This is a genomic window from Klebsiella sp. 141161, from assembly GCF_050600815.1.
GTDB classification, from domain to species: Bacteria; Pseudomonadota; Gammaproteobacteria; order Enterobacterales; family Enterobacteriaceae; genus Klebsiella; species Klebsiella aerogenes.
Map to the genome: position 1 here is coordinate 129684 of NZ_JAQIRN010000006.1, position 22235 is coordinate 151918.

19 protein-coding genes are annotated in these 22235 nt (G+C 52.3%); 17 read left to right on the forward strand and 2 right to left on the reverse strand.

The window, feature by feature from the left end; all coding sequences use genetic code 11:
- Nucleotides 1-192 precede the first annotated feature (192 nt).
- The 4 genes from dnaK to PGR79_RS16705 all read left to right on the forward strand — a co-directional run bounded on the left by dnaK (nucleotide 193) and on the right by PGR79_RS16705 (nucleotide 4922).
- Nucleotides 193-2109: a molecular chaperone DnaK gene (dnaK, locus tag PGR79_RS16690; protein WP_045395850.1), complete on the forward strand. Its 1917-nt coding sequence runs from the start codon at nucleotides 193-195 to the stop codon at nucleotides 2107-2109.
- Between the two features lie 87 nt (nucleotides 2110-2196).
- Nucleotides 2197-3339, forward strand: a complete 1143-nt coding sequence (gene dnaJ, locus PGR79_RS16695) for a molecular chaperone DnaJ (protein WP_020079653.1) — start codon at nucleotides 2197-2199, stop codon at nucleotides 3337-3339.
- Between the two features lie 168 nt (nucleotides 3340-3507).
- Nucleotides 3508-4452: a LysR family transcriptional regulator gene (locus tag PGR79_RS16700; protein WP_087858196.1), complete on the forward strand. Its 945-nt coding sequence runs from the start codon at nucleotides 3508-3510 to the stop codon at nucleotides 4450-4452.
- A 125-nt stretch (nucleotides 4453-4577) separates the two neighbouring features.
- Nucleotides 4578-4922 carry a phage holin family protein gene (locus PGR79_RS16705; RefSeq protein WP_087858195.1) on the forward strand — a complete coding sequence of 115 codons (345 nt, stop codon included), beginning with the start codon at nucleotides 4578-4580 and terminating at the stop codon, nucleotides 4920-4922.
- 60 nt (nucleotides 4923-4982) lie between these two features.
- Here the strand turns inward: PGR79_RS16705 and PGR79_RS16710 are convergent, their stop codons facing one another.
- On the reverse strand, nucleotides 4983-5516 hold the full coding sequence (locus PGR79_RS16710; RefSeq protein ID WP_087858194.1) for a glycoside hydrolase family 108 protein: 534 nt from the start codon (nucleotides 5514-5516) through the stop codon (nucleotides 4983-4985).
- Nucleotides 5517-5531: 15 nt separating this feature from the next.
- Nucleotides 5532-5975, reverse strand: a complete 444-nt coding sequence (locus PGR79_RS16715) for a winged helix-turn-helix domain-containing protein (RefSeq protein ID WP_087858193.1) — start codon at nucleotides 5973-5975, stop codon at nucleotides 5532-5534.
- A 390-nt stretch (nucleotides 5976-6365) separates the two neighbouring features.
- Between PGR79_RS16715 and PGR79_RS16720 the strand changes: the two genes are divergently transcribed.
- From PGR79_RS16720 to nhaA, 13 genes are all read left to right on the forward strand, one after another.
- On the forward strand, nucleotides 6366-8477 hold the full coding sequence (locus PGR79_RS16720; protein ID WP_113374564.1) for a glycosyl hydrolase family 18 protein: 2112 nt from the start codon (nucleotides 6366-6368) through the stop codon (nucleotides 8475-8477).
- Nucleotides 8478-8567: 90 nt separating this feature from the next.
- On the forward strand, nucleotides 8568-11651 hold the full coding sequence (locus tag PGR79_RS16725; RefSeq protein WP_430922080.1) for a chitinase: 3084 nt from the start codon (nucleotides 8568-8570) through the stop codon (nucleotides 11649-11651).
- 319 nt (nucleotides 11652-11970) lie between these two features.
- A complete protein-coding gene (locus PGR79_RS16730; RefSeq protein WP_087858190.1) occupies nucleotides 11971-12663 on the forward strand; it encodes a winged helix-turn-helix transcriptional regulator in 693 nt (230 codons plus the stop codon).
- 316 nt (nucleotides 12664-12979) lie between these two features.
- Entirely contained in the window at nucleotides 12980-13522 is a 543-nt protein-coding gene (locus tag PGR79_RS16735) for a fimbrial protein BcfA (RefSeq protein WP_087858189.1), read from the forward strand.
- A gap of 71 nt (nucleotides 13523-13593) precedes the next feature.
- Entirely contained in the window at nucleotides 13594-14280 is a 687-nt protein-coding gene (locus PGR79_RS16740) for a fimbria/pilus periplasmic chaperone (protein ID WP_430922082.1), read from the forward strand.
- A 7-nt stretch (nucleotides 14281-14287) separates the two neighbouring features.
- A complete protein-coding gene (locus PGR79_RS16745) occupies nucleotides 14288-16891 on the forward strand; it encodes a fimbrial biogenesis usher protein (protein ID WP_430922163.1) in 2604 nt (867 codons plus the stop codon).
- The gene (locus PGR79_RS16750) at nucleotides 16892-17899 is read left to right on the forward strand and encodes a fimbrial protein BcfD (RefSeq protein WP_430922084.1); all 1008 of its coding nucleotides are present in this window, start codon (nucleotides 16892-16894) and stop codon (nucleotides 17897-17899) included.
- Complete coding sequence (locus PGR79_RS16755; protein ID WP_113374567.1) at nucleotides 17899-18435, forward strand: fimbrial protein BcfE; 537 nt, start codon at nucleotides 17899-17901, stop codon at nucleotides 18433-18435. Before PGR79_RS16750 ends, PGR79_RS16755 begins: the two co-directional genes overlap by 1 nt.
- A 10-nt stretch (nucleotides 18436-18445) precedes the next feature.
- On the forward strand, nucleotides 18446-18964 hold the full coding sequence (locus tag PGR79_RS16760) for a fimbrial protein BcfF (protein WP_113374579.1): 519 nt from the start codon (nucleotides 18446-18448) through the stop codon (nucleotides 18962-18964).
- Nucleotides 18957-19658, forward strand: a complete 702-nt coding sequence (locus PGR79_RS16765; RefSeq protein WP_213317886.1) for a pili/flagellar-assembly chaperone — start codon at nucleotides 18957-18959, stop codon at nucleotides 19656-19658. The genes PGR79_RS16760 and PGR79_RS16765 overlap by 8 nt, the downstream gene beginning before the upstream one ends.
- Before the next feature lie 55 nt (nucleotides 19659-19713).
- Nucleotides 19714-20553, forward strand: a complete 840-nt coding sequence (locus tag PGR79_RS16770) for a DsbA family protein (RefSeq protein WP_113374569.1) — start codon at nucleotides 19714-19716, stop codon at nucleotides 20551-20553.
- 60 nt (nucleotides 20554-20613) lie between these two features.
- Nucleotides 20614-20904: a hypothetical protein gene (locus PGR79_RS16775; RefSeq protein ID WP_087858183.1), complete on the forward strand. Its 291-nt coding sequence runs from the start codon at nucleotides 20614-20616 to the stop codon at nucleotides 20902-20904.
- Between the two features lie 121 nt (nucleotides 20905-21025).
- On the forward strand, nucleotides 21026-22201 hold the full coding sequence (gene nhaA / locus PGR79_RS16780; protein ID WP_087858182.1) for a Na+/H+ antiporter NhaA: 1176 nt from the start codon (nucleotides 21026-21028) through the stop codon (nucleotides 22199-22201).
- The last annotated feature ends 34 nt before the right edge of the window (nucleotides 22202-22235 follow it).

Here is a 22235-nt window from a genome sequence, read left to right on the forward strand (position 1 = left end):
TCGCGTCTGTGTTTTGCCATAAAAATTTTTTTTGGCTTGCCCCTTGATGAAAACCAGGGCGACCCCATCTTGTAGTCAACCGCAGTGAAGAACCTGAAAAAAAATGATGTCAGGGCAGTTGAAACCGCACGTTTCGCCCTTATTACAGGTTCACAACCACATGTTGATCGAATTTTTAGTGGAGACGTTTAGATGGGTAAAATTATTGGTATCGACCTGGGTACTACCAACTCTTGTGTAGCGATTATGGATGGCACTACCGCTCGCGTGCTGGAGAACGCCGAAGGCGATCGCACCACGCCTTCTATTATTGCCTATACCCAGGATGGTGAAACTCTGGTTGGTCAGCCGGCTAAACGTCAGGCAGTGACAAACCCGCAAAACACCCTGTTTGCGATTAAACGCCTGATTGGTCGCCGCTTCCAGGATGAAGAAGTTCAGCGTGACGTTTCCATCATGCCGTACAAAATCGTTGCCGCAGATAATGGCGACGCGTGGCTTGATGTGAAAGGCACCAAAACCGCACCGCCGCAGATTTCTGCTGAAGTGCTGAAGAAAATGAAGAAAACCGCTGAAGATTACCTGGGTGAGCCGGTAACTGAAGCTGTTATCACCGTACCTGCGTACTTCAACGATGCTCAGCGTCAGGCAACCAAAGATGCCGGCCGTATCGCGGGTCTGGAAGTCAAACGTATCATCAACGAACCGACTGCCGCTGCGCTGGCTTACGGTCTGGATAAAGAAGTCGGCAACCGTACTATCGCGGTATACGACCTCGGTGGCGGTACCTTCGATATCTCTATTATCGAAATCGACGAAGTTGACGGCGAAAAAACCTTCGAAGTTCTGGCAACCAACGGTGATACACACCTGGGTGGTGAAGACTTCGATACTCGTCTGATCAACTACCTCGTTGACGAGTTTAAGAAAGAGCAGGGCATTGACCTGCGCAACGACCCGCTGGCGATGCAGCGTCTGAAAGAAGCCGCAGAAAAAGCGAAAATTGAGCTGTCTTCCGCTCAGCAGACCGACGTTAACCTGCCGTATATCACCGCAGACGCGACCGGTCCGAAACACATGAACATTAAAGTGACTCGCGCGAAACTGGAAAGCCTGGTTGAAGATCTGGTTAACCGTTCCATCGAGCCGCTGAAAGTTGCCCTGCAGGATGCCGGTCTGTCCGTTTCCGATATCAACGACGTGATCCTCGTTGGTGGTCAGACTCGTATGCCGATGGTGCAGAAGAAAGTTGCTGAGTTCTTTGGTAAAGAACCGCGTAAAGACGTTAACCCGGATGAAGCTGTGGCTATCGGCGCAGCGGTTCAGGGTGGTGTACTGACTGGTGAAGTTAAAGACGTTCTGCTGCTGGACGTTACCCCGCTGTCGCTGGGTATTGAAACCATGGGCGGCGTGATGACCGCGCTTATCAGCAAAAACACCACGATCCCGACCAAGCACAGCCAGGTGTTCTCTACTGCGGAAGACAACCAGTCCGCGGTAACCATCCATGTGCTGCAGGGTGAGCGTAAACGCGCTTCTGATAACAAATCTCTGGGTCAGTTCAACCTGGATGGTATTAACCCAGCGCCGCGCGGTATGCCGCAGATCGAAGTAACCTTCGATATCGATGCTGACGGTATCCTGCACGTTTCCGCGAAAGATAAAAACAGCGGTAAAGAGCAGAAGATCACCATCAAGGCTTCTTCCGGTCTGAATGAAGAAGAAATTCAGAAAATGGTTCGCGAAGCGGAAGCTAACGCTGAATCTGACCGTAAGTTCGAAGAGCTGGTTCAGACCCGTAACCAGGGCGACCATCTGCTGCACAGCACTCGTAAGCAGGTTGAAGAAGCAGGCGACAAACTGCCGGCTGATGACAAAACTGCAATCGAGTCTGCGCTGACCGCACTGGAAGCTTCCCTGAAAGGTGAAGACAAAGCGGACATCGAAGCGAAGATGCAGGCGCTGGCCCAGGCTTCCCAGAAGCTGATGGAAATCGCTCAGCAGCAGCACGCTCAGCAGCAGGCTGGCGGCGCTGACGCTCAAGAGAACAGCGCGAAGGACGACGATGTTGTCGACGCTGAGTTCGAAGAAGTGAAAGACAAAAAATAATCGCCCTTTGAACGGGTAAAACACTGGCACGGGCGAAGAGGTTTCCTCTCCGCCCGTGCACGCATGTTAAGGGGCTGAAAAACACCAATGGCAAAGCAAGATTATTACGAGATTTTGGGCGTTTCCAAAACAGCGGAAGAGCGTGAAATCAAAAAGGCGTATAAGCGCCTGGCCATGAAGTATCACCCGGACCGTAACCAGGGTGACAAAGAGGCCGAAGCCAAATTTAAAGAAATCAAAGAAGCGTATGAAGTCCTGACTGATGCCCAGAAACGTGCAGCCTACGATCAGTACGGCCACGCCGCGTTTGAACAAGGCGGCATGGGCGGCGGCGGTTTCGGCGGCGGCTTCGGCGGCGGCGCGGATTTCAGCGATATCTTTGGCGACGTGTTCGGCGATATCTTCGGCGGCGGTCGTGGCCGTCAACGCGCGGCGCGCGGCGCAGATTTACGTTACAACATGGAATTAACGCTGGAAGAAGCGGTCCGTGGCGTCACTAAAGAAATCCGCATCCCGACGCTGGAAGAGTGCGATGTTTGCCACGGCAGCGGCGCCAAATCCGGCACTCAGCCGCAGACCTGTCCGACCTGTCATGGTTCCGGTCAGGTCCAGATGCGTCAGGGATTCTTTGCCGTTCAGCAAACCTGTCCGCACTGTCAGGGGCGCGGTACGCTTATCAAAGATCCATGCAACAAGTGTCACGGTCACGGTCGCGTTGAAAAAACCAAAACACTGTCGGTGAAAATCCCGGCTGGCGTCGATACCGGCGATCGCATTCGTCTGGCTGGCGAAGGTGAAGCCGGCGAGCATGGCGCTCCGGCGGGCGATCTGTACGTTCAGGTTCAGGTCAAACAGCACGCGATCTTCGAGCGTGAAGGGAATAATCTGTACTGCGAAGTACCGATCAACTTCACCATGGCTGCGCTTGGCGGCGAGATTGAAGTACCGACGCTGGATGGCCGCGTTAACCTGAAAGTGCCTGGCGAAACGCAAACCGGCAAACTGTTCCGCATGCGCGGCAAGGGCGTGAAGTCCGTACGCGGCGGCGCTCAGGGCGATCTGCTGTGTCGCGTGGTGGTGGAAACGCCGGTGGGTCTTAACGATAAGCAGAAGCAATTGTTGAAAGAGCTGCAGGAAACTTTCGGTGGTCCGACGGGTGAGAAAAACAGCCCGCGTTCCAAAAGCTTCTTCGATGGCGTAAAAAAATTCTTCGATGATTTAACGCGTTAATTGCGTTAAATTACGTTATTAGCACAAGCCTGAACATCCTGTTCAGGCTTTTTTCTGCCCTAGCCTCAGCCTTGAATAGAGACGCTATACTTTGTTTAGCATGTCCGGGTTTGATTTATTTTGAGTATTATCTATATTGCTTTTTTCGATAAAAGAGGCTGACAGTGGATGGGATCGAAAGGTGCCAATAAGGGCTTTGATTATAATTTAATCAAGGTTCTTGACGCTGTCATTTCGGCAGGTAATGCCGCGAAGGCGGCGAAAAAATTGGCCATTACTCCTGCCGCGGTCTCTCTGGCATTAAGACGACTACAAAACTTCTATCATCAGGAGCTGTTTGTCAGAAGTAAAGATGGTTTACTGCCAACAGCGAAAGCACTCGAGATCCACCATAGTTTTCGCCAGGCCATGTTGCTTGTCGATAATACCTTTCTGACAGAAAACAAGGATGATGATACCCGGATTACGATCCTTGGTAGCGACTTCATCGAAAGTTATTACCTTTCCCAACTGTACGGCAGCGCGCTTTTTGAACAGGGCGTGATCAATCATTTTTCATCCCGCAATATTAGCCGCGATAAAGCTAAAGAGCTTCTACTGACGGCACAATGCGATTTATCGATTGGTTCTGAGCCGTTGGTTGAACCTGGGCTCGATAATCAAATGATTGATAGCTTCAGAAATTTCGTCTGTATTTGTGCCAAGGGTCATTTGTTCAGCGAACTGTCGCAGCTTTCTTTACATCAGTTCTACTCTTCCCGCCATGCCATGTATCAACCCGGCATTTCTTCTCCTTCCATCATCACTGATAACGGATTATTTAAAGATGATGTTTATTATGACGGTTCACGTACCATGGGCTATTGCAGCGATTCTATCACCGGACTGGTTGGCATGGTAGAAAGAACCGCGTTGATTGCATTATTGCCTTTAAAGCTGGCGCTATTTTATAAAAATCAGCGTAAATACGATATAAATTTTATCCAACCACCACCTGAATTGATGTTTAAGTCCGTGCAGGTTTATGCTTCATGGAACAAAAATAGTAGAAATATATCAGCGATAAATGAAACAGTTTCCATGTTACATACGCTGTCATCATTCAGACGGTAAGTTCCATCATCTTACCGTCATTAATATGATGTGGTTAGTCTTGATATTCTTTGATTACCTTTCCCCAGTTACGCCACTTACACTCCTGATGAATCTTTTTTTACTTTAGTTATGCAGGAGCGATTATGTCTATACCTAATCATTTAGAAACAACGGAAGTTGTATTACTGGAAGTAGAGATACTTCTGACCATTATTTCTATCGGCGCCTGGGGGGGATTCGTCAGTTTCCTTCTCCGTAAAAATAAGGAGGACAGTGGCGAAGCACATCAGGGAATTATGAACTGCCTGACCCAGGTGGTGATATCTTGTTTTACCAGTTTTCTCCTTAGCGCTATCGCTATCGAAAAAGGATTTAGCTTTAATATGGTGCTGTTAGCCGCAGGGTTAGGCGGTGTTTTTGCCGGTCCAATTTTAAAAATACTGGGTGAGAAAGTAAAAAATACGCTTGGCGGTACTAAGCTCAAGTAGTATTACTACGTAATAAAAGGCTCATCCTTGAGTCTTTTATTACAGATTAGTGCGCCTCAACTATGTCACCCGGTTTTTAAGCCAGCCGTAAATGAACTCTTCATTTTGTCGATGATTCTCGCTGATCTCCAGGTAATAAGCCCCCTGGCTGCAGTTTAGCGCTTTGACTAACACCTGTTCTCCTTCTTTACCTCGTCGCGTTAAATAGCAATTCAGCGCATTCAGGGTTCGCGGGCCAATGTTGCCATCTGTTTTTATATCCGGGTAGTATTGCTGCTCGCGATTCATCACGTTAAGCCAGCGCTGTAGCCACATACAGGGGTGGTGAGGACCAATATTCACTGCCGCGTCGCACAGCTCAAATGCTACTGACCAGGAGAGTTGCGATACCTGCTCAAAGCCGGGTTTGATCCAGTAATCGGTCTCCAGAATCGCATAGGCCTCATTGTGAGAAAGTTCGCTCATCTTTCCCTGGTAACCGTGCGCTCGCGCCGTTGCTTCTGTGATGCCCCAGTTAGTCTCGCCGCCTTTATCCTTAGGATTGGCGCTATAGCCGCCTTCCAGTCCGAGGATTCCATCAATAATTGGATTCATTTTATTCTCCCTGAATTAATGAATGTGCATGTACATCATTGTACCCAGCGTGACGGAAAAGACGGTGGTTAGCGCCGCCAGCGTTTTACGGAAAAACTGCTTTCTGACTTTTGGTTTCCTGGGCTCGACTTTTTCAATGGTAATGTCTTTGTTGACCTGCAGCCCCTGGCGCGGGATGGTAATGAAAAGATCGTTTATACCGAGTGCTTTGAGATCTCGTCTGATTAAATACAGTATCTGCGTTAGATTGGCATCATTCACAAAATGACTTCTGCTACCCCATAACTCATTGGTGATTTTCTGCCGTTCGATAATCTCCAGATGAGCGTTTTCAATAATGAAACTAAGACATTTAGAACGCATTGCCGTCATTCGAATAACTTGCGAATTTGAGCTCGTTCTTAGTTCATATTTCTGTTCGTTGTAGATGCAGTTGTTATTGATGAGATAAGTTTTCATAACGTCTTCCTTTAGATTTGCACATCCTGATTGTCGTCGATGAATATATTGCACAAGAAATGGCTTAATCCATTTTTTGTCATCGGTTTTATTGTAGTGTTGTTTGTTGGGGAGACCTCTGTCACATAATCTCATGTAAGTTAAATGACAATTAATTACTATCTAAATTATATTTAATATGCTGTTTGTTTTTTATCCTTCAGGTAGGTTTGATGGCCTCTCTGACCCGATGATGTCGTGCTGATGTTCCTCATTGAGGTCTCAGTGAAATAATTATTTGGCGTTGATTAATTGCTGATGCTTTGTGATTAGCCAATTTTTCATGAGTCATGGATTATTGGTCTCGCAGAACGAACTGCGATAATTTTTAAACTTAAAAGGAAATTTAAAATGGCTACCAGCAAACTGATTAAAGGCGATACTCTTACCGAAACCAGCAACGCCGCTGATGGTTTTAATCCAGCAACTGAAGTGAGCAACTATAGCTATACTTCAGCGCGTGTCGCAAAGCCGGTCTATAACAAATATAAAGCAGCAACCACGAAGCCGAAGGTATTTGGCTATTATACCGACTGGTCTCAGTATGATGGTCGTCTGGAAGGGGATGACTCTAAAGATAACCGCGGTCGCGGCTATGACCTGACCAATATCTCACCGACCGCTTACGATAAAATTATTGTCGGCTTCGTTGGCGTGACTGGTTTCCATAAAATTGATGGCCAGTATCGCGACGTGGTGGCCGAAGGCGCTGAGAAGTGCGGCAAAGTCAAATATGAACCAACCTTCCTGGATCCGTGGGGCGACTTCCAGTCCTACATTAACGTTGGTCACAGCGTCAGCGGCTGGGATGTCGATCCGAAAACCGTAACCCAGGAGAACACCAAAGGCCTGCTCGGTGGCCTGCGTGACCTGCAGGCGAAAGCCAAACAGCAGGGCCACAACCTGGTGCTGTCCATGAGCATCGGCGGCTGGACCATGAGTAACGGCTTCCATGAAACCGCGGCATCTGATTCCGCACGTAAAACCTTCGCTAAAGGCGTGGTGAAGCTGTTCAAACAGTTCCCGATGTTCAGCGAAGTGGATATCGACTGGGAATACCCGAATGCCGAAGGCGCGGGCAACCCTTGCGGCCCGGAAGATGGCGAAAACTACGCCCTGCTGATTGGCGAACTGCGTAAGCAGCTGGATTCCGCCAACCTGAGCAACGTGAAAATCTCCATTGCCAGCTCCGCGGTGGTGAAGACTTTCGATTATTCCAACGTCAAAGCGCTGATTAAAGCTGGCCTGTACGGCATCAACCTGATGACCTATGACTTCTTCGGCACCCCGTGGGCGGAAACCGTTGCTCATCACACTAACCTAAAGGCGCTGGAAGAGGGCGGCTGGGGTGTAAACACTATTGTGGAACATCTGCTGTCTGAAGGTTTCCCGGCCGAAAATATCAACATTGGTTATGCCGGCTATACCCGTAACGGCCGTAACGTTGAGCTGGAGTCGCTGTCTCCGCTGAAAGGTACCTATAACCCGGGTAACGGGGATACCACGGGTACTTTCGAGTCCGGCACTAATGAATGGTATGACGTGATCTACAACTACCTGGATCTGGAAAACCAGAAGGGCCGTAACGGCTTCAACGTTTATACCGATCAGGTTGCTGACGCTGACTATCTCTACAACCCAGAATCCAAACTGTTTATGTCGCTGGATACGCCGCGCACCGTGAAAGCCAAAGGCGAATACGCGGCGAAGCTGGGTCTGGGCGGCATGTTCACCTGGACTATCGACCAGGACAACGGCGTGTTGGTCAATGCGGCGCGTGAAGGGCTGGGTTATGAAATTGAGTCAGAAACTATCGATATGGATCCGTTCTACTTCGACGGCATCAACGTTGAAAAAGATGAATCTGCTGAAGACGATAAGAAAACGGACGTCAACCATGCGCCGAAAGCGGCTATTGAGCTGCTGGTAGTGGGCGGTTCTACCGTTCAGCTGTCCGGCGCCGGTTCTTCCGATGAAGATAAAGACGAGTTGACCTTTAGCTGGGGCGTACCGTCTGAAATTAACGTCGCGGATAAAACGGCGGAAGTGATTGAGTTCGTCGTGCCTGAGGTAAGTGCGAAGACGGCGTTCCAGTTCACTCTTTTCGTACGTGACTGCTACAACGAACCTTCAACTCAACAGCGTTTTGTACTGACTGCGGTTCCGGCTGCTGCCCAGGTTGAACCAACACCGGCTGATGAAGAAGATGAAACCGACGTGATTCCGGTTCCCGACGAGGATACCAAACCGGCTGAAGATGACTCCTCTTCCGATGAGGCGGCTGACCATGATGCGCCATATGCGCTGTGGGATGCTAACACCGTATACGGCGCAAGCTGGGGTACCTTCGAAATTGTTAGCTGGAATGGTCACAACTACCAGGTGAAATGGTGGTCCCAGGGCGAACAGCCTGACCTGAACTGCGGTCAGAGCGGCACATGGACTGACTTAGGCGCCTACTAATACATCTCTCTTTTAATGGCGTATTGGGCTCTATAGCAAAGCCCCGGTTTACCGGGGCTTTTTTCCACCAGGGAATGAGGAATCGAGTTGATGACCGTTGTAATTAAAAATAGCCAGATTGATGTGAATAGTTGGTACCAGAAAGTCACGTTAACCTTCACAAACGAAAGTAATCGAACTGTTGATCTGAACCAGGCGGCGATTAGCTTTACTGCCTCCGGACATCCGGATCCGTGGGGGAATACGGGAGGCACGCTGAAAGGGGATCGTTCATTAACGTTGCGTGACACCGCCCAGGGAACCCTGGAATTCAATGAAATCATTATAAACAACAGCAGCGAGCTGCTACTGCCGGCTGGGGAAAGCGGTACTCTATTCTTTAGCCTGGCAGCCACCCAGGTACCGGTAAAATTATCTACCTTCGCTCTGACTCTGGCGGCTTCCGATAGCGATGACGCCGCTGATGAGCTTGAACCAGTCCCTGAAGCGCCCGCCGATGATTCAGCTGATGAGGTTGAACCAGAACCTGAAACGCCCGCCGATGATTCAGCTGATAAGGTTGAACCAGTACCTGAAGCGCCTGCGGATGATTCAGCTGATGAGGGTGAACCAGAACCTGAAACGCCCGCCGCCGACGCGATTACCGGTACAGGACTGACCCTGGTTTCCGGAGAGGTGAACGCGTCCAGCTGGTATCAACGCATGGCCCTGACGTTGACGAATCAGTATTCGCAGTCTGTCGATATTAATCAGCTGAAATTAGGCTTCACCGCGACAGCGCATCCCGATCCGTACAGCCCATTTAGCGGTACCATGCTGGGTAACCAGGCGGTAACGCTGGCCAGCGACGGTGGCTGGCCGACAGAAAAAAATACCATCACCATCAATAACGACGGCGAGTATCTGTTGGCTGCTGGCAAATCGGCGGTACTGGAGTTTTATCTTTCGGCCACACAAACGCCCGTCGTGCTGAGTGACCTGACGGCGACGCTGGCGCATGACCCGGGACGCCAGGGACAAATTATTGTTCAATTCCCGGCGCAGGCGCAGAGCACCTTGCTGAAGCCGGAAATTGAGCTGCGGTACTCTGATGGCCGTCAGCAGCGCTTCGCCGGGGAATGGGGCGCGACGCTAACCATCGGCGATCTGAGCGCCGGAAGCTACGGTATTACGGTACTGGAACTGTGTAACGACGAGATGAGAATTTCGCCCGTGACAGAAAGCTATACGCTGGAACTTGCTTCAGGTAACGCCGTTGAGCGTTGTCAGATTGCTTATCAGCCAGCGGTGACCTTTGCCGCGATCGAGTTGCTGCTGGCGGACGATGAACTGGAAGGCGCGGAAGTCGTTGTTGAGCTATGGTCGGAGGCGGGCGTGTGCGAAAGAACACTGACGCTGATGGCGAATCAACCGCAGCGCGTTACCCAGCTCCTGGCGAATCATCAATATGCTATCTGCCTGCAGCCGACGACCATGAACAACCAGTTGCTCACGACCGCAGCGCAGCCTGCAACCATTGTGCCGAAGGTCGGCATGACGATGCAGGTGAACGTAGCATTACAAAAAACGCCCGTTGCGAGCGACGCCTTTGTTGAGGTCGCGGTAACGGTATTAGGCTTACCACAGGGGACGGCCGCGCAGCGCTATCGTTTCTGCTGCGGCGGCTATCAGTATAGTTTCGTGCTGGAAAGCGATACTCGTCAGCAGAAACTACCGCTGCGTTTATCTGCCGGGGAATATAGCGTACAGGTAGCGGATGTATATATCGCCGGTACGCCTTGGCGTTGCGACGTCAGCGCGCCATTGCGTTTACTACAAAGCGTCAATAACGTCGCGCTTGAGTTTATCCAGGGCGTTCCGCTGCAGGTAAAAGGCTGGCCGAATTATCTGGCGCACGGCGGCGTGACGGTGAATGCGGCAGAGACGACCGATCTGTATCGCAATGTGCCTTGCAGCGCGCTGTTTAAATACGATGGTTTTGATGGCGGCGGCGATCCGATTCCGGCGGCGGAAGTGGACAGCAATGGCGATGGTTTCCTGGATTATGCTTCGCTACCGATCCACAAAACCGTGCCGCTGGTTCGCGAGATAGAAGCCGAAGCGGGTCGCGCGGTGATGCCGGTGATGGTGGTCTATACCGCCAATGCCAGCGGCGGCAGCGCGGTATCGGATCTGCAGGATGAGCAGCGTTTACGCAACCACTTTGGTAACTTCATTACCCAGTGTCTGGCGGCACAATCCTGGAAAGATGACCAGCATCCGGTTCCGGCAACCTTCGTCCTGAATCCGGACTTCCTGGGCGCTATGCAGCAGGAGCCTTATGGCTATACCGCGTTGCGTAAAGCCAATAGCGTGCAGGTGAATGTACAACTGGCGGCGGCGATCAATGCGCTCCCTGCGATTCCAGGTTTCAGCGCGCCGGCGCTGCCGACCTTCAGCAACGATTTGTATGGCTACGTACAGGCGATTAACTATATCGTTCGCCAGTTCGCGCCTGATATCGCTTTTGGCTGGCAGACCAACGTTTGGGCGACGGGCACGGCAGATTGGCTGCTGCGCGCCAACGCCGCACCGCGTGAACAAGGGGCGGCGATTGCTGAATTCATTAATGAATTGGGCGTATACAGCGGCGATTATGCGCCAGACTTTATCGCATTTGATAAATTCGAACGCGACTGCTTCAGCCCGGATGCCCTGGCCCACTACGGCTGGAACGCCAGCTGCTGGTTTAACTATCTGGGCATGGTGAAGGAGGCCGCCAGAGCGTTGCAAAAACCGGCGATGCTGTGGCAGATACCCGGCGGCCATATGCCGACGGTTGCGGAAGGGACCAGTAAAATCGCTGCGGCGCATTTTGCATCCGGCGGTACGTTCTTCATGGGGGACTCGCGGATTGGCAGCGATATCAATGCCATTACCCCGGCGCTGTTAAATACCGCGGTGAACAGCACGACGTATGGTGTTGCGACGGTGGGGGATTTTCTGCGCCAGGATGAGGGATACGATTGGAGCCAGATGCAGGCGCTAAATCTGCCGGACTATAACGTTTTTGCCGTGCTGTGGGGCGGCGGTTCGACGGTCAGTATCACCACTATTCATTCCAACGGTGAAGATGGCGGTTGGCTGGCGGAGAAAATGGCGGAGTACTACGCGGCCCCGCGATATTTTAGTTAATTGATCTTTATTTCATGTAGCGTAAAGGCGGTGATTCAGTGGAGGTACTATTCTGGATCGCCGCCTTTTCTCTTTCTTGTTATATCATAAGAAATAATTTCATTTGTTATAGTGTGTAATGTTAAAAATGCTTAATAATATTTTGAGATCTTTGTTGGTTATTTGTTTGAGGATTATCTTATTTGATTAATGATTGATTATTTGTGCTTTCATTATACATTTATTCTATATTTAGTATTTATTTATTATTAATTGCAGGCTAACTAATGTGCGTATATCTTTATTTCTCATATGATTATGGATTTTTAATGAAGATATAATGAAATTAAATGGTTTCGAAAATGATAATGAGAATGCCTTGCACTCATATATTTTCTCCCAGCAGGCTAAACCTCATGCGGCGATTGATGCTTTATTTTCTGCACTCTTGCCCTTCGGCAAACCTTTCGTCGTGCAACCGGGTGAAGAGTTTTCGCTGTATACGAAACAAAGTAGCCGCATTGTGTTGCTGGAGTCCGGTATCTTCTCAATTTGCCGCAGCGACAGAGGGCTGAATGTGTTGTCGGTTTTTGCCCCGTCAATCGCAGGACTGATTGATAGCTACGGTCTGACTTACGATGTTCCCACTCGCCCGGAACATTTTTTGATTGCGGAAACAGAATGCTGTGGTCGCGCGGTTTCGCTAGCGGATTTTATTAAGGTGACGGACGAATGCAATCTTTGGCACGATGTGGCTCGTTTTCTCGCCTATCGTCTGATGGTGATGAACGTTCGCGATCGGGAACTGGTTGGCGTTGACTCTTATCTCAAGGTTCGTGCGTTATTAATCGAAATTGCCGCCTATAGCGACGAATATCGCCAGAGCATTAATGTCCTGAATTTTATTCAACGACGAACCGGAATATCACGAAGCCGTACCATGAAGTTACTTTCTGAATTGAGGAAGGGCGGTTATATCAATATAGATGGTGGGCGTTTGTTAGGGGTTAAGAAACTACCGTTGGCTTACTAATTGCCGCTTTAAATAACAAAGTAAATAAATTATTTGCTGCAAAAACATGTAGTTAAGATGAGTCCTATAAAAACAGCCATTGTAGATTGCAACTCCCTGGCCAATTTATAATAATTAAATAACGGCAGAAATTTACTTCCCATTAGCGCTTATAAATCAGTGCAGGGCTTGCTATTCATTGAATATAGTATTTCTGTACGCTACAACTTTTAACGTTTTTTGCGCCCGGTACCAGCAAGAGATCTCTGTGAAGAGGGCTCGGTACTAAAATTCGTTATTAATTCTATTTTCGACTTGTGTATTTAAAAGGTTATTTATGAAAAAACATCTTTTAGCGATGGCAATAACCGCCATGGCGGCGGGCGGTATGACCTGCGCAGCTAATGCGGATACTTCGACGGTTTCCGGCGGTACGGTGAATTTTACGGGGCAGGTTGTGAATGCTGCATGCTCCGTTTCTGCTGACTCTATCGATCAGACCGTAATCCTGAGCCAGGTTCGCACCAGCAAACTGACGGCATCTGGAATGGTTGCCAATCAGAAAGAAGATTTCTCAATCAAACTGGAGGACTGCGACACCACGGTCAGCCAGAACGCGGCGGTTATTTTTAATGGTCAGCAGGACAGTACGCTCGCGGGTTCGCTGGCGAATACCGCTGGCGCGGGTGCGGCGACTAACGTTGCGCTGCAGTTATACGGCCCGGATGGACAGGTTCTGAATATCGGCGATACCTCCGGCACCATCACCCTGATTGATGGCGAAAACACCGTACCGCTGAGCGTGGATTATGTCGCTACCGGCGCGGCCACTGCAGGTAACGTTGCGGCGACCGCGACCTTCAGCATGGTCTATTCCTGATTGGTATCCGCATCTCCTCCGTTGCTGGCAGCGGAGGGATGCATTTCATCTCCTCCCTGGTTATCAAAAGAATGAGTACGCGAATTACCCCGATTTTATTTTCGTTATTGCTGCTGGCGGCGCTGGGAATGACTCAGTTGGCTCATGCTGGCGGTATCGCGCTGGGCTCGACCCGGGTTATTTATCCGCAGGGTGATAAGCAGGTCTCTCTGCCGGTAATTAACTCTTCCAGCAATAATGTATTTTTAATTCAGTCGTGGGTGTCGAACGCCGATGGCGGCAGAAGCGCCGATTTTGTCGTGACGCCGCCGCTGTTCGTCATTCAGCCGGGAAAAGAAAACCTGCTGCGTATTATGTACGTTGGCCCTTCGTTGCCGGAAGATCGCGAAAGCGTGTTTTATCTCAACAGCAAAGCCATTCCCTCGGTTAATAAAAGCAAGTTGGCGGCGAATTCGCTGCAAATCGCCACGCAAAGCGTTATTAAACTGTTTATTCGCCCTAAACATTTGCCCATTGCCTCGGTAGACGCGCCGGCGATGTTACGCTGTCAGCGTGCCAGCGAGCGTCTGAGCATCGCCAATCCTTCACCGTATTATGTTTCGCTGGTTGATATTCATGTTGGCGGGCAGAAATTGGCCAATGCGATGGTGCCGCCGAAAAGCGAGATAACCTTGCACGGCGGGGCAGGACAGGTGACTTTCCAGTCGATTAACGATTTCGGCGCCACTACGCCGCAGCAAACCTGTCTGAGCCAGTAAGATTGTGTTGAAACTCGATGTCACCGCTCGCCAGTTGACGGTGGGTAGACTGCCTGCGCTTATCAGCCTGGCTCTAATCTCGGCAAATGCGTTTATGCTGCCGCGCGGCTGGGCCGAAAACTATTTTAACCCTGCCTTTTTATCTGACGATCCGTCGAAAATCGCTGACCTTTCGCATTTTGAGGGTAACGGTCAGGCGCCGGGGGTTTATCGGGTCGATGTCTACCTTAATGGCGCATTATTGACGACGCGCGATATCGCTTTTCGGGCCAACAACCAGGCCGCCGATGGCTCAGGTCTGCGCGCCTGCGTAACGCCTGAAATGCTCAACGGCATGAACGTGAATCTAAGCGCCTTTCCACCGTTGGCGAAGGCCAGTGCCGGCGACTGCGTCGATCTTGCGGCGGCTATCCCGGCAGCCTCTACCGCTTTTGACTTTAGTCAGCAGCGGCTAAATATCAGCATTCCGCAGGCGGCGCTGAACAACCAGGCTCGAGGCTATATTCCGCCACAAAACTGGGATGAAGGTATTAATGCATTGTTGCTCAACTATACGTTTACCGGCGCGAATAGCCGGGACCGTAGCGCTGGCGGCACCAATAGCGACAACGACTTCCTCGGCCTCAATAGCGGATTAAATCTCGGCGCCTGGCGTTTGCGTGATTACTCGACATGGAACTACAACAGCGATAATCAGCAACATAAAAGCGACTGGCAGCACATCAGTACCTATGTGGAGCGTGATGTGGCGGCGCTAAAAGGCGAATTGACGGCGGGCGATAGTTATACCCCTTCTGGCGTTTTCGATAGCCTGCCGTTTCGTGGGCTCCAGTTGGCGTCTGATGACAATATGCTACCGGACAGCATGAAAGGCTTCGCGCCGACTATCCACGGCATCGCCAAAAGCAATGCCCAGGTGACGATTCGCCAGAACGGCTACACCATCGACCAGCGCTATGTATCGCCTGGCGCCTTCACCATTGACGACCTCTATCCGACCTCCTCCAGCGGCGATCTCAACGTTGAGATCAAAGAGTCCGACGGCAGCGTCTCCAGCTATAGCGTGCCCTATGCCGCCGTACCGGTTCTGCAACGCGAGGGGCGGGTGAAATATGCCGCCACCGCGGCGAGCTATCGCGGCGATAGCAGCCAGAAGCGGGAGATGAGTTTCGGCCAGGCGACCCTGATGTGGGGGTTGCCGCACGGCTTTACGCTGTACGGCGGAACGCAGTTTTCCTCCGATTACCGCGCGCTGGCGCTGGGAACTGGAGCTAACTTCGGTGACTGGGGGGCGATTTCCGTCGATCTTACGCAAGCCTACAGTACGCTGGCGGATGACAGCGAACACCAGGGGCAATCGCTGCGCTTTTTATATGCTAAATCGTTAAACGACCTGGGCACCCATTTTCAACTGTTGGGCTATCGCTACTCGACCTCTGGTTTTTATACGCTCGATGATACCGCGTGGAAGCAGATGTCCGGCAATAGCGGCCAGCAGGAGGATGACAGCGATCGCGATGTCGGCGATGACTACAACCTGTATTACACCAAACGCGGCAAGGTACAGATCAACCTCTCTCAGCAGTTCGGTCATTTTGGCTCACTGTACGTCACCGGTAGCCAACAGAGCTATTGGCACACCGATGAAACCAATAAATTACTGCAAATTGGCTACAGCGACACGCTGGCCGGGGTCTCGTGGAGCCTGTCATATAGCAGCAGCCGCGCCCCCGGCGAGGAGGAACGCGATCGGACGCTGGCGCTCAATATCTCACTACCGCTCAGCCAGTGGCTTAGCCACGGCGACGACATTACCCAACGGCGTCATAACGTTTATGCGACGTTCTCCACCAGTAGCGACGGGCACGGCGGCGTGACGCAGAATAGCGGTATCAGCGGCACGTTGTTGGATCAAAACAACCTGAGCTACAGCGTGCAGCAGGGCTATCAGAATCAGGGGGTTGGTGCGAGCGGCTCCGCCAGCCTCGAATACGACGGGGCAAAGGGCAACCTGAATGTCGGCTACAACAACAGCAACCATGGCGATTATCGGCAACTGAACTATGGCCTCAGCGGCGGCATGGTCGCGCATGCCCATGGTCTCACCCTCAGCCAGCCGTTGGGCGATACCAATGTCCTTATCGCCGTGCCGGGGGCTGGCGACGTCAATATTGAAGATCAGCCGGGGATCCACACCGATGGCCGCGGCTACGCGGTGGTGCCGTACGCCACTACTTACCGCCAGAACCGCATGGCGTTGGACGTCAATTCGCTAAAAGAAGATGTCGATATTGATGATGCGGTGATCAATGTGGTTCCCACCCAAGGAGCAATGGTGCTGGCGAACTTTACCGCACGGGTCGGCGAGCGCGCGCTGTTGACGCTAAACCATGACGGAAAACCGCTACCGTTCGGCGCCACGGTCTCTATTGCAGGCGTGGCTGAAGAAGGCATCGTTGGCGACGACGGCGAAGTATATCTCTCCGGTCTTAGCCCGCAGGGCACGCTGAAAGCGCAGTGGGGGCCACGGCCAGGCCAACAATGCCTCACCCATTATCATCTCCCTGACGTGAGCCAACCGCTGGCGCGTCAGCATCTGGAATGTCGCTAAATGAAGCTTGTCTCTTTTCTTTTTCTGTTAATGGGGCTGTTGCTGGCACGCGGTGGTCTGGCGGCCGTTTGCCAGAATACCAATGGCTCGCCTGCGACGGTCGATTATGACCTGACGACGACGCTGACGGCGGCGCAAAATCAGGCCGGTTCGACCACGCAGCTCAGCAAAAACCAGGATGTAAACGTACAGGCGATTTGTCCCGCCGGTTCTTCGGATTCCGGGCGGACGTATCGTTCGTATGTCGCTTCTTCATCGATAGTGGAAACCAACGGCGACTGGAAATATATGCAGCTGGATGGCACCTATCTTGAAGGGGCGATGCGCATCGAAGACTCGGCGGCCGGGGTGTTTTATCCTCCAATGGATTATGTCTATATGGGCTATGATGCCAACGTTAACAATGGCTCACCGTTTCCGGTACATGATTCAAATCTGGTTTTTCAACTTAAGGTTGTGAAGCCATTTATTGGCACGGTAAATATCGAGCCGAAGACCATGTTTAACGTCTATGTCACCACCACCGGGAACGATCCGCTGAGTACCGTGGTATACAGCATTGTCTACAGCGGCAGCGTGACCGTGCCGCAAAGCTGCGAGATTAATGCCGGGCAAACTATCCTCGTTGATTTTGGCTCGCTGTACAGCGGCGGTTTCAATCGCGCCGGAGAAAAACCAACCGGCGTCCGCAATAAAAGATTCACCGTGCCGGTGAAGTGCAGTGGGGTGGATTCACAGGTTAACCTGAGCCTGCGGCTGATAGCCACCGCCGATAGTCACTTAAGCCAGTCTATCGCCACCGATAATCCTGATGTTGGCGTGGTGGTCGAAAGCAGCGATGGCACGGTATTAACGCCCAATGACGCCAGCAGCGTCGAGCCTTTTACTACCGATCAAAACGGACAGGCGACCCTTTCCCTGCAAGCGTATCCGGTCAGCACCACCGGCCAGACGCCGGCGGAAGGCGCTTTTACCGCGTTGGCTAACTTACGGGTGGATTTCGATTAATGCGCCTGTTTCAGTACTTCATCTTACTTATCCTGCTGTGCGGTAACGGCTGCTACGCCGACGATAGCGGTTACAACCTGGAATTTACCGGCACGATTGTCGCGCAAACCTGCGATGTCGAAATTTCCAGCCTTAGCCAGAGTATCGATTTAGGTCAGTTCTCGGTGGCAGATTTTCCCTCCACCGGTACGACGACGAAGTTTAAACCGTTCAACATCAACCTGAAGAACTGCTCGCGCGGCATTACCGGCAGCAAAATCTGGTTTACCGGCACTGCCGACAGCGACAATCCGGCGCTGCTGGCGCTGAGCGACACCGGGATGGGTAGCGAAAAAATGCTGGCAGGCGGCGTTGGCGTGGAGATCCTTGATGAGGATCAGGATGCCGTCAGCATCAATAACACCAGTTCGGTGGTCTATCCGCTGAAAACGGGCCGCAACACCTTATCGTTTTATATTCGCTACAAATCTACCCGGCCAACCGTGACCTCCGGAAATGCGACGGCGGTGATGTATTTCGATCTGCAATATGAATAGGCGCGCGGCAATGATCAAACCACTGTTTTTCTGCTGTGGACTCCTTCTGGCGGTGAACGGCGCGCTGGCCCATGACGGTAGGGTCTATGTGACGGGCACGATTACCGACAACACCTGCACGCTATCGCCGGATTCCGAGAATATTCAGGTCGATATGGGAACCGTCAGCAACCGCCAGTTTTATCAAGCGGGGGCCGGCGCGGAGTGGCAGCCATTTTCGATCACCCTACAAAATTGCGGCAGCACCGCCAGCGGCGTGACGGTGAGCTTTAGCGGTACCAGCGACTCGCAAAGCGGCGATCTTTTCGCTTTGGATAGCGGGGCGAACGCGGCCTCCGGTATCGGGATTGCGTTATACGACAAGAACAAACAACAGGTAGCGCCGGGGGCGCAAAGCGATGTGCTCGCGCTAACCGCGGGCGCCGCGTCCGAACGTTTACAGTTTTATGCCCGCTATGTGGCTGATGGCGCTCCGGTGGCGCCGGGTGTAGCCGATGCTTCCGCGACTTTTGTGCTGAGTTATGAATAGACGACTTTTCTGCTGGTTTTGGCTCTGGCTGTTGCCCTTTGGGATAGGCCATGCGGGCGTGGTGATTGGCGGCACGCGTTTTATTTTTCACGCTGAGCGGACGACGCTGAGCGTTCCGCTGCGCAATACCTCGGAGAGTGACTGGCTGGTGGACAGCCACGTGCTGAGCGGTGGACGCTGGCCAGGCGCCGATGATTTGTCGACCCGTAAAACACCATTCGTGGTCACGCCGCCGCTCTTCTTATTACGTGCAGGGCAGGAGAACACGCTGCGCGTCGCGTGGAGCGGCGAGGCGCTGGCGCAGGATCGTGAAAGTTTGTTCACCCTGAGTATTGCCGCTATTCCATCGGGAAAAACCGGCGCCAATAGCGTGCAGATGGCTTTTCGCTCGGCGTTAAAGCTGATTTATCGGCCTGTAGGGCTAACCGGCGATCCACAGCAGGCTTATCGCCAACTGGCCTGGAACTTAACGGCGGATGGGCTGACGGTACGCAATGCTGGACCCTACTACATCACCCTCTTTTCCACCCGCGTCAACGGTAAGCCTATAGACGCCGCGGGGGTGGTCGCGCCGTTTTCTACCCGCCGTACATCGTGGTGTCGACAGGCGAAAAGCTGCGCCGTGCGCTGGCAAAGCCTCAACGATGCCGGGGGCGTAATGCCGCCTGTCACGGTAACGGCGCAACGGCGATGACGATTTTACTCTGCCCCTGCGGGCATCCCCTGAACTTAATAATGAGAACTCAATAATGCGCAAACTTTCCTGTAAATCGGCGGTGTGTATGGCGGTTGGCGGCGTCATCTCTTTTTCCGCGTTGGCCGTGGATACACAACCCGTTGCCAGCGATATTGGACCGGCCGCGGAAGCCTATATCGCCAGCCATCCGGATAAAGTCGGCGAAGCGGTGGCGACGTATCTGGCGGATCATCCGGAATTCCTTATCGCCGCCAGCGAAACGCTACATCAGCGTCAGCAGGTGGCCCAGAAGCAGGCTTATGCGCAGCTGGCGCTGCAGTACCGCTCTGAGTTGCTGAGCGATAGCTCTCCCTCTGTTGGCCCGGCGGATGCTAAAGCGGCGGTGGTGATGTTTTTTGACTACCAGTGTTCCTGGTGCAGCAAGATGTCGCCCGTGGTGGAAGAGCTGGTGAAATCGAATCCTGATACGCGTTTTATCTTTAAAGAGTTTCCTATCTTTTCATCCCGCTGGCCGGTGTCAGGTTTGGCGGCGAGGATCGGCGAACAGGTGTGGTTGAACGATGGCGGCGCGAAGTATTTGGCCTGGCATAATGCCCTGTACGCCACCGGCAAAGTGGAGGGGCAGCTAACCGAGAAGGAGGTTTACGCGCTGGCGTCGCATTATCTCACCCAGCCGCAAATGACGGCGGTAAAAACCGCCCAGCAGAGCGGGGCGGTGCATGACGCGCTGCTAAGTAATCAGGCGCTGGCTCAACATATGAATTTTTCCGGTACTCCGGCTTTTGTGGTGATGCCACAGGCTACCGCCCCGGATGCCGGGCGTATCTCGGTCGTGCCGGGCAGTACGTCGCAGGATGCGTTGCAGATGGCGATTCAGAAAGCTAAAGGTTAAGTCTCAGCGACCGGGGCGCGGACCCCGGTTACCTGCTTCCTCCGAACGAGGGTTTCGCGTATGCAGTCCAGGCACAGATGGTTAGTGTTGGCGGCCGTTCCACTGTTCGCCATCGGCGGCGTTCAGGCGCACTCTGCCGGTAATATCCAATTTTTTGGCAATGTTGTTACTGAAAGCTGCTGGAACGAAACGGAAAGTAGCGAGATTTTGTGCCAGCGCGCCGATCGTATCGAACGCCATGTGATCGTGGAAAATATCACGACATCGCTGGCCTCGGCTTACGCGACGGTAGAGAAAAGCTATCTCGATGCTGACAAGCAGCTCACCCTGCTACGGGTGGTCTATGATTAATGAGCGGACAAGATAGCTCGGAAAAAATGAGTGTAATGGCAATTTAAATCTGATTTTTTCGATGTGTTGTCGGCTGTATCATACTTTTATCGAGTTATTGACCAACAAGGTGAGAGTAAAAGTGAAACATCTGCAACGATTTTTCAGTAGCGATGCTTCCGGGGGCATTATCTTAATCTGCGCCGCCGCGCTGGCGATGATTATGGCCAATAGCGGCGTCACCAGCGGTCTGTATCATGCCTTTTTGGAGACGCCGGTGCAGCTGCGCGTTGGCGCGCTGGAAATTAACAAAAACATGCTGTTGTGGATCAACGATGCGCTAATGGCGGTGTTTTTCCTGTTAATTGGCCTGGAAGTGAAGCGTGAGATGATCCAGGGGGCGCTTGCCAGCCGCCGTCAGGCGGTGTTCCCGGTGGTCGCCGCGATTGGCGGCATGGTGGTGCCGGCGCTTATCTATTTAGCTTTCAATGCCCAGGATCCCGTTGCGCGGGAAGGGTGGGCGATCCCGGCGGCGACTGATATCGCCTTTGCGCTTGGCGTTTTGGCGCTATTAGGCAACCGTGTACCAACAGCGCTGAAAATTTTCCTGATGGCGCTGGCTATCATTGATGACCTCGGGGCGATCGTGATTATCGCGCTCTTTTATACCAACGATCTGTCGGTGCTATCGCTGGCGGTCGCTGCTGGCGCGATTGTGGTACTGGCGGCGCTCAATCTCAGCGGCGTACGGCGCACCGGTATCTATATCCTGGTTGGTGCGGTGCTATGGACGGCGGTACTGAAATCCGGCGTACATGCGACCCTGGCGGGGGTTATCGTCGGTTTTATGATTCCTTTGAAGGAGCAGAATGGCAAATCGCCGGCGAAACAGCTTGAGCATGTACTGCATCCGTGGGTCGCGTTTCTTATCCTACCGCTGTTTGCTTTTGCCAATGCCGGGGTTTCGCTGCAGGGCGTTACCTTCGCGGGGCTGACCTCGCTGCTGCCGCTTGGGATCATTGCCGGACTGTTTATCGGTAAGCCGCTCGGAATTAGCCTGTTCTGCTGGCTGGCGCTGAAGTTTAAGTGGGCCTCGTTGCCGCCGGGAACCCGCTTCCCGCAGATTATGGCGGTCGGCGTACTGTGCGGAATCGGCTTCACCATGTCGATTTTCATCGCCACGCTCGCTTTTAGCAGCGTGGATCCCGGATTGATCAACTGGGCTAAGCTGGGCATTCTGATAGGGTCTATCCTGTCTGCCGTCATCGGCTACATGATTCTGCGTAAGCGCGTAACGGATCTTACTCACAGCGTGTAACTTCATCGGGAGGGCCTGTGGGCCCTTCCGGACA

Coding starts and splice junctions, on each gene's coding strand:
- dnaK (WP_045395850.1), top strand. CDS start 193: ATGGGTAAAATTATTGGTATCGACCTGGGTACTACCAACTCTTGTGTA.
- dnaJ (WP_020079653.1), top strand. CDS start 2,197: ATGGCAAAGCAAGATTATTACGAGATTTTGGGCGTTTCCAAAACAGCG.
- PGR79_RS16700 (WP_087858196.1), top strand. CDS start 3,508: ATGGGATCGAAAGGTGCCAATAAGGGCTTTGATTATAATTTAATCAAG.
- PGR79_RS16705 (WP_087858195.1), top strand. CDS start 4,578: ATGTCTATACCTAATCATTTAGAAACAACGGAAGTTGTATTACTGGAA.
- PGR79_RS16710 (WP_087858194.1), bottom strand. CDS start 5,516: ATGAATCCAATTATTGATGGAATCCTCGGACTGGAAGGCGGCTATAGC.
- PGR79_RS16715 (WP_087858193.1), bottom strand. CDS start 5,975: ATGAAAACTTATCTCATCAATAACAACTGCATCTACAACGAACAGAAA.
- PGR79_RS16720 (WP_113374564.1), top strand. CDS start 6,366: ATGGCTACCAGCAAACTGATTAAAGGCGATACTCTTACCGAAACCAGC.
- PGR79_RS16725 (WP_430922080.1), top strand. CDS start 8,568: ATGACCGTTGTAATTAAAAATAGCCAGATTGATGTGAATAGTTGGTAC.
- PGR79_RS16730 (WP_087858190.1), top strand. CDS start 11,971: ATGAAATTAAATGGTTTCGAAAATGATAATGAGAATGCCTTGCACTCA.
- PGR79_RS16735 (WP_087858189.1), top strand. CDS start 12,980: ATGAAAAAACATCTTTTAGCGATGGCAATAACCGCCATGGCGGCGGGC.
- PGR79_RS16740 (WP_430922082.1), top strand. CDS start 13,594: ATGAGTACGCGAATTACCCCGATTTTATTTTCGTTATTGCTGCTGGCG.
- PGR79_RS16750 (WP_430922084.1), top strand. CDS start 16,892: ATGAAGCTTGTCTCTTTTCTTTTTCTGTTAATGGGGCTGTTGCTGGCA.
- PGR79_RS16755 (WP_113374567.1), top strand. CDS start 17,899: ATGCGCCTGTTTCAGTACTTCATCTTACTTATCCTGCTGTGCGGTAAC.
- PGR79_RS16760 (WP_113374579.1), top strand. CDS start 18,446: ATGATCAAACCACTGTTTTTCTGCTGTGGACTCCTTCTGGCGGTGAAC.
- PGR79_RS16765 (WP_213317886.1), top strand. CDS start 18,957: ATGAATAGACGACTTTTCTGCTGGTTTTGGCTCTGGCTGTTGCCCTTT.
- PGR79_RS16770 (WP_113374569.1), top strand. CDS start 19,714: ATGCGCAAACTTTCCTGTAAATCGGCGGTGTGTATGGCGGTTGGCGGC.
- PGR79_RS16775 (WP_087858183.1), top strand. CDS start 20,614: ATGCAGTCCAGGCACAGATGGTTAGTGTTGGCGGCCGTTCCACTGTTC.